Here is a 13,894-nt window from a genome sequence, read left to right as displayed (position 1 = left end):
ATGGCACTCGACTATACCCGCGCGGCGAAATACTTCCTGATGTTCGATTTCATCAAGGGCTTCGGCCTTGGCATGAAATACTTCTTCGCGCCCAAGGAAACGCTGAACTACCCGCATGAAAAGGGCCCGCTGTCGCCGCGCTTCCGCGGCGAGCACGCCCTGCGCCGCTATCCGAACGGCGAGGAACGCTGCATCGCGTGCAAGCTGTGCGAGGCGATCTGCCCGGCGCAGGCGATCACCATCGATGCCGAACCGCGCGAGGATGGCAGCCGCCGCACCACGCGCTACGACATCGACATGACCAAGTGCATCTATTGCGGCTTTTGCCAGGAGGCTTGCCCGGTCGATGCCATCGTCGAAGGTCCGAACTTCGAATTCTCGACCGAGACGCGCGAGGAACTGTTCTATGACAAGGAGCGGCTGCTGGAAAACGGCGCCCGCTGGGAAGGCGAGATTGCCCGCAACCTAGAGATGGATGCCCCGTACAGATGAACGATGAATTCTCCAAGATGTTCAAGGCGATGATGGATCAGAGCCAGGAGATGGCCAAGGCCTTCAACCCGGCGCTGGAAACCTTCCGCGTCAAGGGGTTCGAGGATCTGATCCCGACCATGTCCAAGGACTTCATGGAGATGGCCTTCGGGCGCACCTTCAACCGCGAGGGGCTGGATGCCAAGACCCGGCTTCTGGTGACCATCGCGGCGCTGACCGTGCTGGGGGCGCAGGCGGACAGCCAGCTGCGGCTGACCATCCGCCACGCGATGCAGGCGGGCGCGAAGAAACGGGAGATTGCGGAAGTGATCTACCAGATGAGCATGTTCGGCGGGCTGCCCGCCATGACCCGCGCGCTGGAGATCGCCCAAGGCGTCTTCGACGGGACCGAAGACAAGGAATGAGGGCCGCGGAATGACAGTTTTCGAGTTTTCCTTCTACCTCTTCGCCATCACCGCCGTCGTGGCGGGGCTGATGGTCGTGATCTCGCGCAACCCGGTGCATTCGGTGCTGTGGCTGATCCTGACGTTCCTGTCGGCCGCCGGCCTCTTCGTGCTGATGGGCGCCGAGTTCGTGGCGATGCTGCTGATCATCGTCTATGTCGGCGCGGTCGCGGTGCTGTTCCTTTTCGTCGTCATGATGCTGGATGTGGACTTCGCCGAGCTGAAGGGCGAGCTGGCGCGCTACATGCCGATGGGCCTGCTGGTCGGCGTGATCATCCTGCTGGAACTGGGCATGGTGTTCGGCGTCTGGCAGACGTCCGAGATGGCCGAAAGCCTGCGGGTGGCGCCGACGCCGGACGGGGTGCAGAATACCGCCGCGCTCGGGATGCTGATCTATGACAAATACGTCTTCCTGTTCCAGACCGCCGGGCTGATCCTGCTGGTGGCGATGATCGGGGCGATCGTGCTGACGCTGCGCCACCGCAAGAACGTCAAGCGGCAGGACGTGCTGCAGCAGATGTACCGCGATCCGGCCAAGGCGATGGAATTGCGCGACGTGAAGCCGGGGCAGGGGCTCTAGGCGACACGGGATTGATACGGCACCGCGCGAGGATGACGCGGGCTTACGGCACCAGACGGAATAGCGGGCGACTCAACGGCCCGGAGGGACGAATATGATCGGACTGACACATTACCTGAGCGTTGCCGCCGCGCTGTTCGTGATCGGCATCTTCGGCATTTTCCTGAACCGGAAGAACGTGATCGTCATCCTGATGTCGATCGAGCTGATGCTGCTGGCCGTGAACATCAACTTCGTCGCCTTCTCGGCGCACCTCAACGATCTCGCAGGGCAGGTGTTCACCATGTTCGTGCTGACGGTCGCGGCGGCCGAGGCGGCGATCGGCCTTGCGATCCTGGTCTGCTTCTTCCGCAACCGCGGCACCATCGCCGTGGAAGACGTCAACGTCATGAAAGGCTGACGGGCAAATGGAAACGATCATCCTCTTTGCCCCGCTCGTGGGCTCTCTCATCGCGGGCTTCGGCTGGCGGCTGATCTCGGAAACCGGCGCCCAGGTGGTGAGCACGGGCCTGCTGTTCCTGGCCTGCCTGCTGTCCTGGGTGGTGTTCCTGGGCCATGACGGCACCACGCAGCACATCCACATCCTCGACTGGATCCAGTCGGGCACGCTGGCGACGGAATGGTCGATCCGCATGGACCGGCTGACCGCGATCATGCTGATCGTCGTCACCACCGTCTCGGCGCTCGTGCACCTCTATTCGTTCGGCTACATGGCCCATGACGACAACTGGGGCCATCACGAGCATTACAAGGCGCGCTTCTTCGCCTACCTGTCGTTCTTCACCTTTGCCATGCTGATGCTGGTGACCAGTGACAACCTGGTGCAGATGTTCTTCGGCTGGGAGGGTGTGGGCGTCGCCTCCTACCTGCTGATCGGCTTCTATTACAAGAAACCCTCGGCCAATGCCGCGGCGATGAAGGCCTTCATCGTCAACCGGGTCGGCGACTTCGGCTTTGCGCTTGGCATCGTGGCGCTGTTCTTCCTGACGGACTCGGTCCGCATGGATGACATCTTCGCTGCTGCGCCGATGCTGGCCGAAACGCAGGTGCATTTCCTGTGGACCGACTGGAACGCCGCCAACCTGATCGGCGTGCTGCTGTTCATCGGCGCGATGGGCAAGTCGGCGCAGCTTGGCCTGCACACCTGGCTGCCCGACGCGATGGAAGGCCCGACCCCGGTGTCGGCGCTGATCCACGCCGCGACGATGGTCACCGCCGGGGTGTTCCTGGTCTGCCGGATGTCGCCGCTGTATGAATTTGCGCCCGATGCCAAGATGATGATCATCTATGTCGGTGCCACCACCGCCTTCTTTGCCGCGACCGTCGGCCTGGTGCAGAACGACATCAAGCGCGTGATCGCCTATTCGACCTGCTCGCAGCTGGGATACATGTTCGTGGCCGCAGGGGCGGGCGTTTACGGCGCCGCGATGTTCCACCTGCTGACCCATGCCTTCTTCAAGGCGATGCTGTTTCTTGGGGCCGGCTCGGTGATCCACGCGATGCACCATGAACAGGACATGCGGAACTATGGCGGGCTGCGCAAAAAGATCCCGCTGACCTTCTATGCGATGCTGATCGGGACGCTGGCGATCACCGGGGTGGGCATTCCGCTGACCCATATCGGTTTCGCCGGCTTCCTGTCCAAGGACGCGATTGTCGAGAGCGCCTATGCGAGCGGCGTGGGCTATGCCTTCTGGCTGCTGGTGATCTCGGCGATGTTCACCTCGTTCTATTCCTGGCGGCTGATGTTCCTGACCTTCTGGGGCACGCCGCGGGGCGACCATCATGCCTATGACCACGCGCATGAGAGCCCGAAGGTCATGCTGATCCCGCTGGGGGTGCTGGCGCTTGGCGCGGTCTTCTCGGGGATGCTGTGGTATAACAGCTTCTTCGGCGACCATGACGATGTAGCCACCTTCTTCGGGATGCCGCATCACGCCGAAGCGTCGGAGGGCGGCGAGCACGCGGCCGAAGGCGCCGGAGCCGAGACGGCCGAGGCCGCGCCGGTGGCTGGGGCCGATGGCGCCGCTGCGACCGAAGTTGCCCCGGCCGACCATGCCGCCGCGACCCACAACCCGGTTGGCGCGATCTACCTGCACCCCGACAATCACGTCATGGAAGACGCGCACCACTCGCCCGTCTGGGTCAAGGTCTCGCCCTTCGTGGCGATGGTGATCGGCCTTGCCACCGCCTGGCTGTTCTACATCCGCGACCCCTCGCTGCCCGGCCGCCTGGCCGCGCTGCAACCCGCGCTCTACCGCTTCTTGCTCAACAAGTGGTACTTCGACGAGATCTACGAGGTGCTGTTCGTGCGCCCCGCCAAATGGCTCGGCCGGTTCTTGTGGAAGCGCGGCGACGGCGACGTGATCGACGGGTCGATCAACGGCGTGGCCCTTGGCATCATCCCGTTCTTCACCCGCCTCTCGGCGAGGGCGCAGTCCGGCTATCTCTTCCACTATGCGTTCGCCATGGTGATCGGCATCGCGGTGCTGATCACATGGATGACGCTCTCGGGCGGCGCTGAATAGGGGGCGCGCGAACACATGGAAAACCTGCTGTCCATCATCACCTTCACCCCGCTGGTCGCGGCGCTGATCCTTGCCGTCTTCCTGCGGGGCGAGGACAAGGCCGCGCAGTCCAACGCCAAATGGGTGGCACTGGTCGCCACGAGCGTGACGTTCCTGGTGTCGATCTTCCTGATCGCCGGGTTCGACCCCGCCGATACCGGCTTCCAGTTCGTCGAGGATCACGCCTGGATCATGGGCCTGCGCTACAAGGTCGGCGTCGATGGCATCTCGGTGCTGTTCGTGATGCTGACCACCTTCCTGATGCCGCTGACCATCGCCGCCTGCTGGAATGTGGAGACGCGGGTCAAGGAATACATGATCGCCTTCCTGGTGCTGGAAGGGCTGATGATCGGGGTGTTCGTCGCGCTGGATCTGGTGCTGTTCTACCTCTACTTCGAGGCCGGGCTGATCCCGATGTTCCTGATCATCGGCATCTGGGGCGGCAAGGACCGGATCTATGCCGCGTTCAAGTTCTTCCTGTATACCTTCCTCGGCTCGGTGCTGATGCTGGTGGCGATGATCGCGATGTATGTCGATGCTGGCACCACCGATATCGCCGCGCTGCTGCGCCATGACTTCGCCTCGCAGACCATTGGCCTCTTCGGCTTCCAGATCCTCGGCGGGATGCAGACGCTGCTGTGGCTGGCCTTCTTCGCCAGCTTCGCGGTCAAGATGCCGATGTGGCCGGTGCATACTTGGCTGCCCGATGCCCACGTTCAGGCGCCGACCGCGGGTTCGGTCGTGCTGGCGGCGATCCTGCTGAAGATGGGCGGCTATGGCTTCTTGCGCTTCAGCCTGCCGATGTTCCCGATTGCGTCGGACCTGCTGGCACCCTTCGTGCTGTGGCTTTCGGCAATTGCCATCGTCTATGCGTCGCTGGTCGCGCTGGCGCAGTCCGACATGAAGAAGCTGATCGCCTACTCCTCGGTCGGGCACATGGGCTATGTCACCATGGGCATCTTCGCGGCCAACCAGCAGGGCGTCGATGGCGCGATCTTCCAGATGATCAGCCACGGCTTCATCTCGGGCGCGCTGTTCCTCTGCGTCGGCGTGATCTATGACCGGATGCACACCCGCGAGATCGACGCCTATGGCGGCCTTGTGAACAAGATGCCGGCCTATGCGCTGATCTTCATGTTCTTCACCATGGCGAACGTCGGCCTTCCCGGCACCTCGGGCTTCGTGGGCGAGTTCCTGACGCTGGTGGGCATCTTCCAAGTCAACACCTGGGTCGCCGCCGTCGCCACCTCGGGCGTGATCCTGTCGGCGGCCTATGCGCTGTGGCTGTATCGCCGGGTGGTTTTTGGCGAGCTGATCAAGGAAAGCCTGAAGTCGATCACCGACATGACCCGCCGCGAGAAGGTGATCTTCGCCCCGCTGATCGCCATGACCCTGCTGCTTGGCGTCTATCCGAGGCTGGTGACCGATATCATCGGCCCCTCGGTCACCGCGCTTGTTACCGATTACCATGCGTCGATCCCCGCCGATGTGGCGGGCGTCGCGGCCAGCCACTGAGGACCGGACCATGACCTCTGCCGATTTCTCCACCGTCCTGCCCGAGGTGCTGCTGGCCGTCTACGCCATGGCGGTGCTGCTGCTGGGGGTCTACGGCGGCAAGGACAAGCTGACCGGCGCCATCACCTGGGCCACGGTGGCAACCCTGCTGCTGATCGCGGCCATGGTCGGCTTTGGCAGCGGCGGCAGCCGCAGCGCCTTTGGCGGGCTGTTCATCGACGATGCCTTCGCGCGCTTTGCCAAGGTGACGCTGCTGCTGTCGGCCGCCGCAGTCCTGGCGATGAGCCAGGATTACCTTGAACGCCGCGACATGGGGCGGTTCGAATACCCGGTTCTGATCGCGCTGTCGGTCGTCGGCATGATGATCATGGTCTCGGCCGGTGATCTGATGAGCCTCTACATGGGGCTGGAATTGCAGAGCCTTGCGCTCTACGTCGTCGCCTCGATCCGCCGCGACAGCGCGAAATCGACCGAGGCCGGCCTCAAGTATTTCGTGCTCGGCTCGCTCTCCTCGGGCCTGCTGCTCTATGGCGCCTCGCTGACCTATGGCTTTGCCGGCACCACCTCCTTTACCGGGATCGTGGCGGCGCTGCAGGGGGCCGAGCAGATCCCGCTGGGGCTGCTGTTCGGCATGGTGTTCCTGATCACCGGCCTTGCCTTCAAGGTTTCCGCCGTGCCGTTCCACATGTGGACGCCCGATGTCTATGAGGGCGCGCCGACGCCGGTCACCGCCTTCTTCGCCACCGCGCCGAAAGTGGCGGCGATGGCCCTGTTCGCGCGGCTGGTCTATGACGGCTTCGGCCCGGTGGTCGGCGACTGGACCCAGATCGTGGCGCTGCTGGCGGTCGCCTCGATGTTCCTCGGCTCCATCGCCGCCATCGGCCAGCGCAACATCAAGCGGCTGATGGCCTATAGCTCGATCGGCCATATGGGCTTTGCGATGATGGGCCTTGCTGCGGGCACCGCTGCCGGTGTGCAGGCGATGCTGCTGTATATGGCGATCTACGTCACCATGAACGTCGGCACCTTCGCCTTCATCCTGTCGATGAGCCGCGATGGCCAGCCCGTCACCGATATCTCGGCCCTGAACCTCTATTCGCGGCGCGAGCCGGCGAAGGCGATGGCGATGCTGATTCTGATGTTCAGCCTTGCGGGCGTGCCGCCGATGCTTGGCTTCTTCGCCAAGTATGGCGTGCTGATGGCGGCGGTGGGTGCGGGCATGACCTGGCTGGCGGTTCTGGGTGTCATCGCCTCGGTCATCGGTGCGTTCTATTACCTGCGACTGGTGTTCTACATGTATTTCGGCACCGAGACCGAGGTGCTGGACACGCGGATGCCCGCCGTGCAGTGGTTGCTGCTGATCGGCTCTGCCGCGGCGATGGTGATCGGTGTGGTCAACATGTTCGGCATCGAAGGCGCCGCGACGCTGGCGGCAGAAGCGCTTGTCCGGTAGCACCGACACGCGGGCCGCTGACCTCTGGGCCTGGCCCGAGGGCGTGGCCCGCCACGTCCTGCCCGAGGTCGACAGCACGAATGCTCAGGCGGCACGCCTTGCCCCGCACCTGACGCAGCCGACCTGGATCCTGGCGCTGCGCCAGACCGCGGGCCGCGCCCGCCGCGGGCGTAGCTGGCAAGATACCCCCGGGAATTTCGCCGCCACCCTGCTGATGCGTCCCACCGGCACCGCGCAGGACGCCGCGCTGCGCAGCTTCGTCGCCGCGCTGGCGCTGCACGAGGCGCTTGGCGCGGTGGTCGGCCCGTCTGCCAACCTCTCAATCAAATGGCCCAATGACGTGCTGCTGAACGGCGGCAAGGTCGCGGGGATCTTGCTGGAAAGCCTTGGCGGGGGCAGGGCGGTCAGCCACCTCGCCATCGGCATCGGCGTGAACCTGGCCGCCGCGCCCGATGTCGCGGGGCTGGACCCGGTGACCGCGCCCCCCGTCTCGGTGGCGGGCGAAACCGGCCTGACCCTGCCGCCCGAAGAGTTTCTCACCTACCTCGCCGCGGCCTTCGCCCGGTGCGAGGCGCAGCTGGCAACCTTCGGCTTTGGCCCCATCCGCACTGCCTGGCTGGCCCGCGCCGCGCGCATTGGCCAGACCATCACCGCCCGCACGATGACAGAAGTTATCGAGGGCCGGTTCGAGACCATCGACGACACTGGCGCGTTGGTGCTGGCAACGGCGCAGGGGCGCCGCGCCGTGCCCGCGGCGGATGTGTATTTCTAGGCCAGGGTTCTCTTGGGGGGAGGCGACATGCTGCTGTGCATCGACTGCGGCAACACCAACACGGTGTTCTCGATCTGGGATGGCGAGGGATTCCTCGACACCTGGCGCATCGCGACCGATCACCGGCGCACGGCGGATGAGTATTTCGTCTGGCTGTCGACGCTGATGGGCCTGAAGAAGATCAATGCCGAGATCACCAAGGTCATCATCTCCTCGACCGTGCCGCGGGTGGTGTTCAACCTGCGGGTGCTGTGCAACCGCTATTTCGACACCCGCCCGCTGGTGGTCGGCAAGCCGGAATGTGCGCTGCCCGTCGCCCCTCGGGTCGATCAGGGCACGACCGTCGGTCCGGACCGGCTGGTCAACACCGTCGCGGGCTTCGGCAAATTCGGTGGCGACCTGATCGTGGTGGATTTCGGCACGGCGACCACCTTCGACGTGGTGGACATCGACGGCGCCTATATCGGCGGCGTCATCGCCCCCGGCGTGAACCTCAGCCTCGAGGCGCTGCACATGGCGGCGGCTGCTTTGCCACACGTCGATGTGACCCGCCCGCAGTCGGCGATTGGCACAAACACCATCGCCTGCATGCAATCAGGGGTCTATTGGGGGTATATCGGCCTTGTGGAAGGCATCGTGCGCCAGATAAGGATCGAACGCGAACGCCCGATGCGGGTGATCGCGACCGGCGGACTCGCGCCGCTGTTTGCACAAGGGTTTGACCTCTTCGACGCGGTCGATGATGACCTGACGATGCAGGGGCTGGTCCTCATACATGAATACAACACGGCACTGGAGACGGCATGAGCAAAAAGGACCGGCTGATTTATCTGCCCCTCGGCGGCGCCGGAGAGATCGGCATGAACGCCTATGTCTATGGCTACGGGCCAGAGGGGCGCGAGCGGCTGATCCTTGTCGACATGGGCGTGACCTTCCCCGACATGGATACCAGCCCCGGCGTCGATCTGATCATGCCCGACCTCAGCTGGCTGATCGCCCGCGCCGACCGGCTGGACGCGATCTTCATCACCCACGCGCATGAAGACCATGTCGGCGCGGTGGGGCATCTGTGGCCCAAGCTGAAGGCGCCGATCTATGCGCGCAAGTTCACTGCCGCCATCGCCAAGCTGAAGCTGGAAGACCACAACGTGCCGACCGATGCGCTGCACATCGTGGCGCCGCGCCCGGATGTGGTGGAGGCGGGGCCGTTCAAGGTGCAGTTCGTGCCGGTCAGCCATTCCATCCCCGAAAGCTCGGCGCTGATCATCGACACGCCGGCGGGCCGGATCGTGCATACCGGCGACTTCAAGCTGGATGGCAACCCGGTCGTGGGCGAGCCCTTCAGCCCGCAAGAATGGCATGATATCGCGCGTGAGCGTCCGGTCCATGCGATGATGTGCGACAGCACCAACATCTTCTCGCACCATCCGGGGCGGTCGGAATCGGTTCTGGCCGATCCGCTGCGCGATCTGGTGGCGAATTCGAAGGGCATGGTCGTGGCGACGACCTTCGCGTCCAACGTCGCGCGGCTGAAGTCGCTGGCCGAGGCCGGCGAGGCTGCGGGCCGGTCGGTCTGCATGCTGGGCCGGGCGATGAAGAAGATGCTGACGGCGGCGGTGGAAACCGGCGTGCTGACCGACTTCCCGCCGATCGTGACGCCCGAACAGGCGGCGCAGATCGGCCGCGACAACCTGATGCTGATCGTGACCGGCAGCCAGGGCGAGCGGCGCGCCGCCTCGGCCCAGCTGTCGCGCGGCCGCTATCTGGGGCTGACGCTGAAAGAGGGCGACACCTTCTTGTTCTCGTCCAAGACCATCCCGGGCAATGAACGCGGCGTGATCCGCATCATGAATGCGTTTTCCGAAATGGGCGTCGACGTGATCGACGATCACAACGGGCTCTACCATGTGTCGGGCCATGCCAACCGCCCCGATCTTGAAGCGGTGCATGACCTGATGAAACCGACCATGCTGATCCCGATGCATGGCGAGCACCGGCACCTGCGTGAGCATGTGAAGCTGGCGCTGGCCAAGGGTATCGCCGCCGAGGTCGCCACCAACGGCACCATGGTCAACCTGACCGGCAAGAGCCCCGAGGTGGTGGAATATATCGAGACCGGCCGCATCTATCTGGACGGCGCGGTGCTGATCGGCGCGATGGACGGCGTGGTGCGCGACCGTCTGCGCATGGCGCTGAACGGGCATGTGCTGGCGACGATCATCGTCGATGAGGATGACGTGCCGCTTGGCGATGCCTGGGTCGAGATCATGGGCCTGCCCGCCCTGGGGCGCAACGGCAAGTCGCTGGCCGACACGCTCGAGGCCGATCTGGCGGAGTTCCTGGACCGGGTCGACACCAAGACCGTGAAGAACGACGACAAGATGGACGAGGCGATCCGCCGGCTGATCCGTCAGGTCTCGGTCGAGGAAATCGGCCGCAAGCCGGAAGTGACGGTGGTGATCAGCCGGCTGATGGCCGACTGATCCTGCGGCACCGATGATGCGAAAAGCGAAAGGCCCCGGAGTGATCCGGGGCCTTTTCCTATCTGGATCAGTCACTGTCAGAGGGCAGGGCCTGGCCGCCGGGTGGGCGAGCAACGCCAGTTCTAAGCGGTTTATGGTTCAACCCCCTCCACCGGCGTTCTGGGCGCTACCGTTGAAAGCGCCCGCCCGAGGGGGCGGACGGGCGCTGCCCTGCGGCGCTAAAGCGCCTTGATTCCGGGCAAAGGATTGCTCTGCCCAGAGTTCAGGTAAAAGTCAGCCTTCAGCCGTATCCGGCGCCACCGGCATCTTGAAGCCGCGCAGCAGGAAGTCCGGCACATGGTCGCCCATGCCGACCACCGGAGCGTCGTTGCGCTCGCGGCGGTCATCGCGGCGCGGTTCGCGGCGAGTATCCTCGCGCCGGTCGTCGCGGCGCGGTTCGCGCCGGGGTTCCTGGCGGGTCTCGCGCGGCTCTTCGTTGCGCGGGGCAGGGGCGGCGGCAACCTCACGCGGGGCGGCCTCGGGGGCAGCCTGCACATCGGTCGGCATCGCGGCCGGCACGGCTTGCGTCACCTCGGCAACCGGAGCAGCCTCGCTGCGCGGCTTGCGGGTGCGACGTTCGCCGTCGCGCCCGGCGTTGCGTTCGGCGCGCTCGCCGCTGCGGTCGTCTTCGCGGGCAGCCGGCGCACCGCGCCCGCCGCGGCTTCCGCCCCGGCTGCTGCCGCTGCGGCCAGAGGGCGCATCCGGCTCGCCGGTTTCGCTGGCGATGAAGCCTTCCGGCACCGGCACCCGCGGCAGCGGCATCTTCAGCAGCGATTCAATCGCCGCCAGGTACTTTTCGTCCGACGGGGTCGACAGCGTATAGGCCGTGCCCTTGCGCCCGGCGCGCCCCGTGCGGCCGATGCGGTGGACATAGTCCTCGGCATGGCTGGGAACGTCGAAGTTGAACACATGGCTGACGGCCGGAATATCCAGCCCGCGCGCGGCCACGTCCGAGGCGACGAGGAAGCGCAGCGTGCCATCGCGGAAGCCATCCAACGTCTTTGTGCGCTGGCTCTGCTCCAGATCGCCATGGATCGGCGCCGCGTCGAAGCCGTAGGCCTTCAGCGACTTGGCGACGATATCGACCTCTGTCTTGCGGTTGCAGAAGATGATCGCGTTGGTGCAGGCCTCGGCCTCGGTCTCGATGATCCGGCGCAGCAGCTCGCGCTTTTGCTTGGGGCCCATGTCGCGGCGGGTCGGGTGCAGCTCGACCAGACGCTGGGTGATGTTTTCCCCGGCGGTGGCCTGGCGCGCGACTTCGACGCGGACCGGCGAGTGCAGGAAGGTGTTGGTGATCCGCTCGATTTCCGGCGCCATCGTGGCGCTGAAGAACAGGGTCTGACGGGTGAAGGGGGTCAGCTGGAAGATGCGCTCGATATCGGGGATGAAGCCCATGTCCAGCATCCGGTCGGCCTCATCGACCACCATGATCTGCACGCCAGTCAGCAGCAGCTTGCCACGCTCGAAATGGTCCAGCAGCCGGCCCGGGGTGGCGATCAGCACGTCGACGCCGCGGTCGATCAGCTTGTCCTGTTCGCCAAAGCTGACGCCGCCGATCAGCAGCGCCTTGGTCAGGCGGGTGTGCTTGGCATAGGTGTCGAAGTTTTCCGCGACCTGCGCTGCAAGCTCGCGCGTCGGCGCCAGCACCAGCGAACGCGGCATCCTCGCCCGGGCCCGGCCCTGGCCCAGCAGGGTGATCATCGGCAGCGTGAAGCTGGCGGTCTTGCCGGTGCCGGTCTGGGCAATCCCCAGCACGTCGCGGCCTTCGAGCGCATGCGGAATGGCCTGCGCCTGGATCGGGGTCGGCGTTTCGTATCCGGTTTCGGCGACAGCCTGGAGAACACGGGGATCGAGCGCGAGATCAGAGAATTTGGTCATATGCGTCCTAAGATTGCGGCATCGGGCCGCAAGGGTGAAGGGCGCATGGTTCCGGCGCCCGAACGAGGATCCGCCGGTGGTCCTTGCCCGATGGGCAGGCCTCCCCCGGCAAGGGATGCAGGCGCGTTAGCTGAAATCGGCGGCAAGGTCAATCTATACGGCAGTTTAAGCCCCGTTCTGTCGCAAGAAGTTCAGGAAATCGCCGCGGGCCTGTGACGCGCCCGCCGCAAGGTCGGCAGGCCCGCGCCGGTTCCGGCGCCCGGTTCCGCTTTCCCTTTCAGTTTCGGAGCGTCAGATGACCACTGTCCTGTCCCGCCTTCTCTGCTCTGCTGCGCTGTGCGCGGCCTTCCTTCCAGCCGCCGCGCAGGAGCCCGAGACCGTGTTCCCGGCAACCCTCGCCGGCCATGCCGTGCTGCCGGCGCTGAGCCTGATCGCGCCGCCGGCGGATGCGCCGCAAGATGCCTGGATCTCGGGCAAGTTCACCGGGCCCGTCCGCAATGACGTGCCGATGTCGGTGATGGGCGATACCGGCGGGATGCATGGCAAACGCACCACCGGGCTTGCCCTTCCCTTCATCGGCCAGCCGCTGCAGGGCATGTCGGGCTTTGCGATGGAGACGGCCGAGGATGGCTCGATCTATGTGCTGACCGACAACGGCTTTGGCTCGAAGGGCAACAGCCCCGACGCGCTGCTGTTCTTCTCGCGCATGGCCCCGGATTTCGAGACCGGCAAGATCGCGGTCAAGGAAACCGTGTTCCTGCATGACCCGGACCGCAAGGTGCCGTTCCGCATCGCCTATGAAGCCAGCGAGGCGCGCTACCTGACCGGCGCCGACTTCGACCCGGAATCGATCCAGCTGGTGGATGGCGATATCTGGATCGGCGAGGAGTTCGGCCCCTACCTGATCCGCGCCACTACCGAGGGGCGCATCCTGCAGGTGGTGCCGACGCTGATGGAGGGCCAGCCGCTGAAGAGCCCCGACACCCCCGGCGTCACCGTTCCCGCGCAGCCGGGCAAGGACTACCGTGTCGCGCGCTCGGGCGGCTTTGAGGGCATGGGGCTGCAGCCGGGCACCGGCCTGCTGTGGGCGATGCTGGAAAAGCCGCTGCTTGGTGCGGACGGCGCGCCGGAGGGCAACTTCCTGACGGTGCTGGCCTTCGATCCGGCCAAGGCGGAGTGGACGGGCGACAGCTTCAAGTTCGCGCTGGCCGAGGGCGCGACCGCCATCGGCGATTTCAACTTCATCGACGAGACCCGCGCGCTGGTGATCGAGCGCGACAATGGCGAGGGCGACCCCTCGCTGAAATGCGCGGGCGAGCCGATGCCGGATTGCTTCCCGGCGCCGGCGATGCTCAAGCGGGTGGTGCTGATCGACACCGCCACCGTGGACGCGGAGGGCTTCGTGCGCCGCATCGGCCATATCGACCTGATGGACATCGCCGACCCCGAGGGCAAGAACCGGCTCGAGACCGCCTCCGCCCGCGACCTGACCGGCAAGATGACCTTCCCCTTCTTCACCATCGAGGACGTGATGAAGGTCGATGAGACCCATATCCTGGTCGGCAATGACAACAACCTGCCGTTCTCCTCGGGCCGCCAGCTCGATGGCGCGGCGGATAACGAGATGATGCTGCTGTCGGTGCCCGAGCTGCTGGCGGCCCGCTGACGGCGG

12 protein-coding genes are annotated in these 13,894 nt (G+C 65.2%); 11 read left to right on the top strand and 1 reads right to left on the bottom strand.

Translation table 11 applies throughout. The annotated features are described in order from the left end of the window. From nuoI to GVY41_RS13665, 10 genes are all read left to right on the top strand, one after another. Window positions 1-492 (top strand): NADH-quinone oxidoreductase subunit NuoI, encoded by a 492-nt coding sequence (gene nuoI, locus GVY41_RS13710; RefSeq protein WP_161347450.1) that lies wholly within the window; start codon window positions 1-3, stop codon window positions 490-492. Further along, window positions 489-896 carry a carboxymuconolactone decarboxylase family protein gene (locus tag GVY41_RS13705; RefSeq protein ID WP_161347448.1) on the top strand — a complete coding sequence of 136 codons (408 nt, stop codon included), beginning with the start codon at window positions 489-491 and terminating at the stop codon, window positions 894-896. The genes nuoI and GVY41_RS13705 overlap by 4 nt, the downstream gene beginning before the upstream one ends. A 10-nt stretch (window positions 897-906) precedes the next feature. After that, window positions 907-1,515, top strand: coding sequence for an NADH-quinone oxidoreductase subunit J (locus tag GVY41_RS13700; RefSeq protein ID WP_161347446.1), 609 nt, complete (start codon window positions 907-909; stop codon window positions 1,513-1,515). 94 nt (window positions 1,516-1,609) lie between these two features. Continuing rightward, a complete protein-coding gene (nuoK, locus tag GVY41_RS13695; RefSeq protein ID WP_066813201.1) occupies window positions 1,610-1,915 on the top strand; it encodes an NADH-quinone oxidoreductase subunit NuoK in 306 nt (101 codons plus the stop codon). A 7-nt stretch (window positions 1,916-1,922) separates the two neighbouring features. Beyond that, window positions 1,923-4,043, top strand: coding sequence for an NADH-quinone oxidoreductase subunit L (gene nuoL, locus GVY41_RS13690; RefSeq protein WP_161347444.1), 2,121 nt, complete (start codon window positions 1,923-1,925; stop codon window positions 4,041-4,043). A 15-nt stretch (window positions 4,044-4,058) separates the two neighbouring features. Beyond that, entirely contained in the window at window positions 4,059-5,597 is a 1,539-nt protein-coding gene (locus GVY41_RS13685; protein WP_161347442.1) for an NADH-quinone oxidoreductase subunit M, read from the top strand. Window positions 5,598-5,607: 10 nt separating this feature from the next. Beyond that, window positions 5,608-7,050 carry an NADH-quinone oxidoreductase subunit NuoN gene (nuoN, locus tag GVY41_RS13680; protein WP_161347440.1) on the top strand — a complete coding sequence of 481 codons (1,443 nt, stop codon included), beginning with the start codon at window positions 5,608-5,610 and terminating at the stop codon, window positions 7,048-7,050. Beyond that, window positions 7,040-7,822 (top strand): biotin--[acetyl-CoA-carboxylase] ligase, encoded by a 783-nt coding sequence (locus tag GVY41_RS13675; RefSeq protein ID WP_170301198.1) that lies wholly within the window; start codon window positions 7,040-7,042, stop codon window positions 7,820-7,822. The genes nuoN and GVY41_RS13675 overlap by 11 nt, the downstream gene beginning before the upstream one ends. 27 nt (window positions 7,823-7,849) lie before the next feature. Next, window positions 7,850-8,629 (top strand): type III pantothenate kinase, encoded by a 780-nt coding sequence (locus GVY41_RS13670; RefSeq protein WP_161347438.1) that lies wholly within the window; start codon window positions 7,850-7,852, stop codon window positions 8,627-8,629. After that, window positions 8,626-10,305 (top strand): ribonuclease J, encoded by a 1,680-nt coding sequence (locus tag GVY41_RS13665; RefSeq protein ID WP_161347436.1) that lies wholly within the window; start codon window positions 8,626-8,628, stop codon window positions 10,303-10,305. The genes GVY41_RS13670 and GVY41_RS13665 overlap by 4 nt, the downstream gene beginning before the upstream one ends. 273 nt (window positions 10,306-10,578) lie before the next feature. Here the strand turns inward: GVY41_RS13665 and GVY41_RS13660 are convergent, their stop codons facing one another. Next, the gene (locus tag GVY41_RS13660; protein ID WP_161347434.1) at window positions 10,579-12,222 is read right to left on the bottom strand and encodes a DEAD/DEAH box helicase; all 1,644 of its coding nucleotides are present in this window, start codon (window positions 12,220-12,222) and stop codon (window positions 10,579-10,581) included. Between the two features lie 295 nt (window positions 12,223-12,517). Here GVY41_RS13660 and GVY41_RS13655 point away from each other — a divergent pair, with 295 nt between their 5' ends. Then, entirely contained in the window at window positions 12,518-13,888 is a 1,371-nt protein-coding gene (locus GVY41_RS13655; protein WP_161347432.1) for an esterase-like activity of phytase family protein, read from the top strand. Window positions 13,889-13,894 lie beyond the last annotated feature (6 nt).

The sequence above is a fragment of the Frigidibacter albus genome, from assembly GCF_009908165.1.
GTDB lineage: Bacteria > Pseudomonadota > Alphaproteobacteria > Rhodobacterales > Rhodobacteraceae > Frigidibacter > Frigidibacter albus.
This window is presented reverse-complemented; position numbering and strand designations above follow the sequence as displayed.

Bases quoted from the DNA above. Each gene is read 5' to 3' on its own strand.
- GVY41_RS13665 (WP_161347436.1), top strand. From the start codon at position 8,626: ATGAGCAAAAAGGACCGGCTGATTTATCTGCCCCTCGGCGGCGCCGGA.
- nuoL (WP_161347444.1), top strand. From the start codon at position 1,923: ATGGAAACGATCATCCTCTTTGCCCCGCTCGTGGGCTCTCTCATCGCG.
- nuoK (WP_066813201.1), top strand. From the start codon at position 1,610: ATGATCGGACTGACACATTACCTGAGCGTTGCCGCCGCGCTGTTCGTG.
- GVY41_RS13670 (WP_161347438.1), top strand. From the start codon at position 7,850: ATGCTGCTGTGCATCGACTGCGGCAACACCAACACGGTGTTCTCGATC.
- nuoI (WP_161347450.1), top strand. From the start codon at position 1: ATGGCACTCGACTATACCCGCGCGGCGAAATACTTCCTGATGTTCGAT.
- GVY41_RS13685 (WP_161347442.1), top strand. From the start codon at position 4,059: ATGGAAAACCTGCTGTCCATCATCACCTTCACCCCGCTGGTCGCGGCG.
- GVY41_RS13660 (WP_161347434.1), bottom strand. From the start codon at position 12,222: ATGACCAAATTCTCTGATCTCGCGCTCGATCCCCGTGTTCTCCAGGCT.
- GVY41_RS13700 (WP_161347446.1), top strand. From the start codon at position 907: ATGACAGTTTTCGAGTTTTCCTTCTACCTCTTCGCCATCACCGCCGTC.
- GVY41_RS13655 (WP_161347432.1), top strand. From the start codon at position 12,518: ATGACCACTGTCCTGTCCCGCCTTCTCTGCTCTGCTGCGCTGTGCGCG.
- GVY41_RS13705 (WP_161347448.1), top strand. From the start codon at position 489: ATGAACGATGAATTCTCCAAGATGTTCAAGGCGATGATGGATCAGAGC.
- nuoN (WP_161347440.1), top strand. From the start codon at position 5,608: ATGACCTCTGCCGATTTCTCCACCGTCCTGCCCGAGGTGCTGCTGGCC.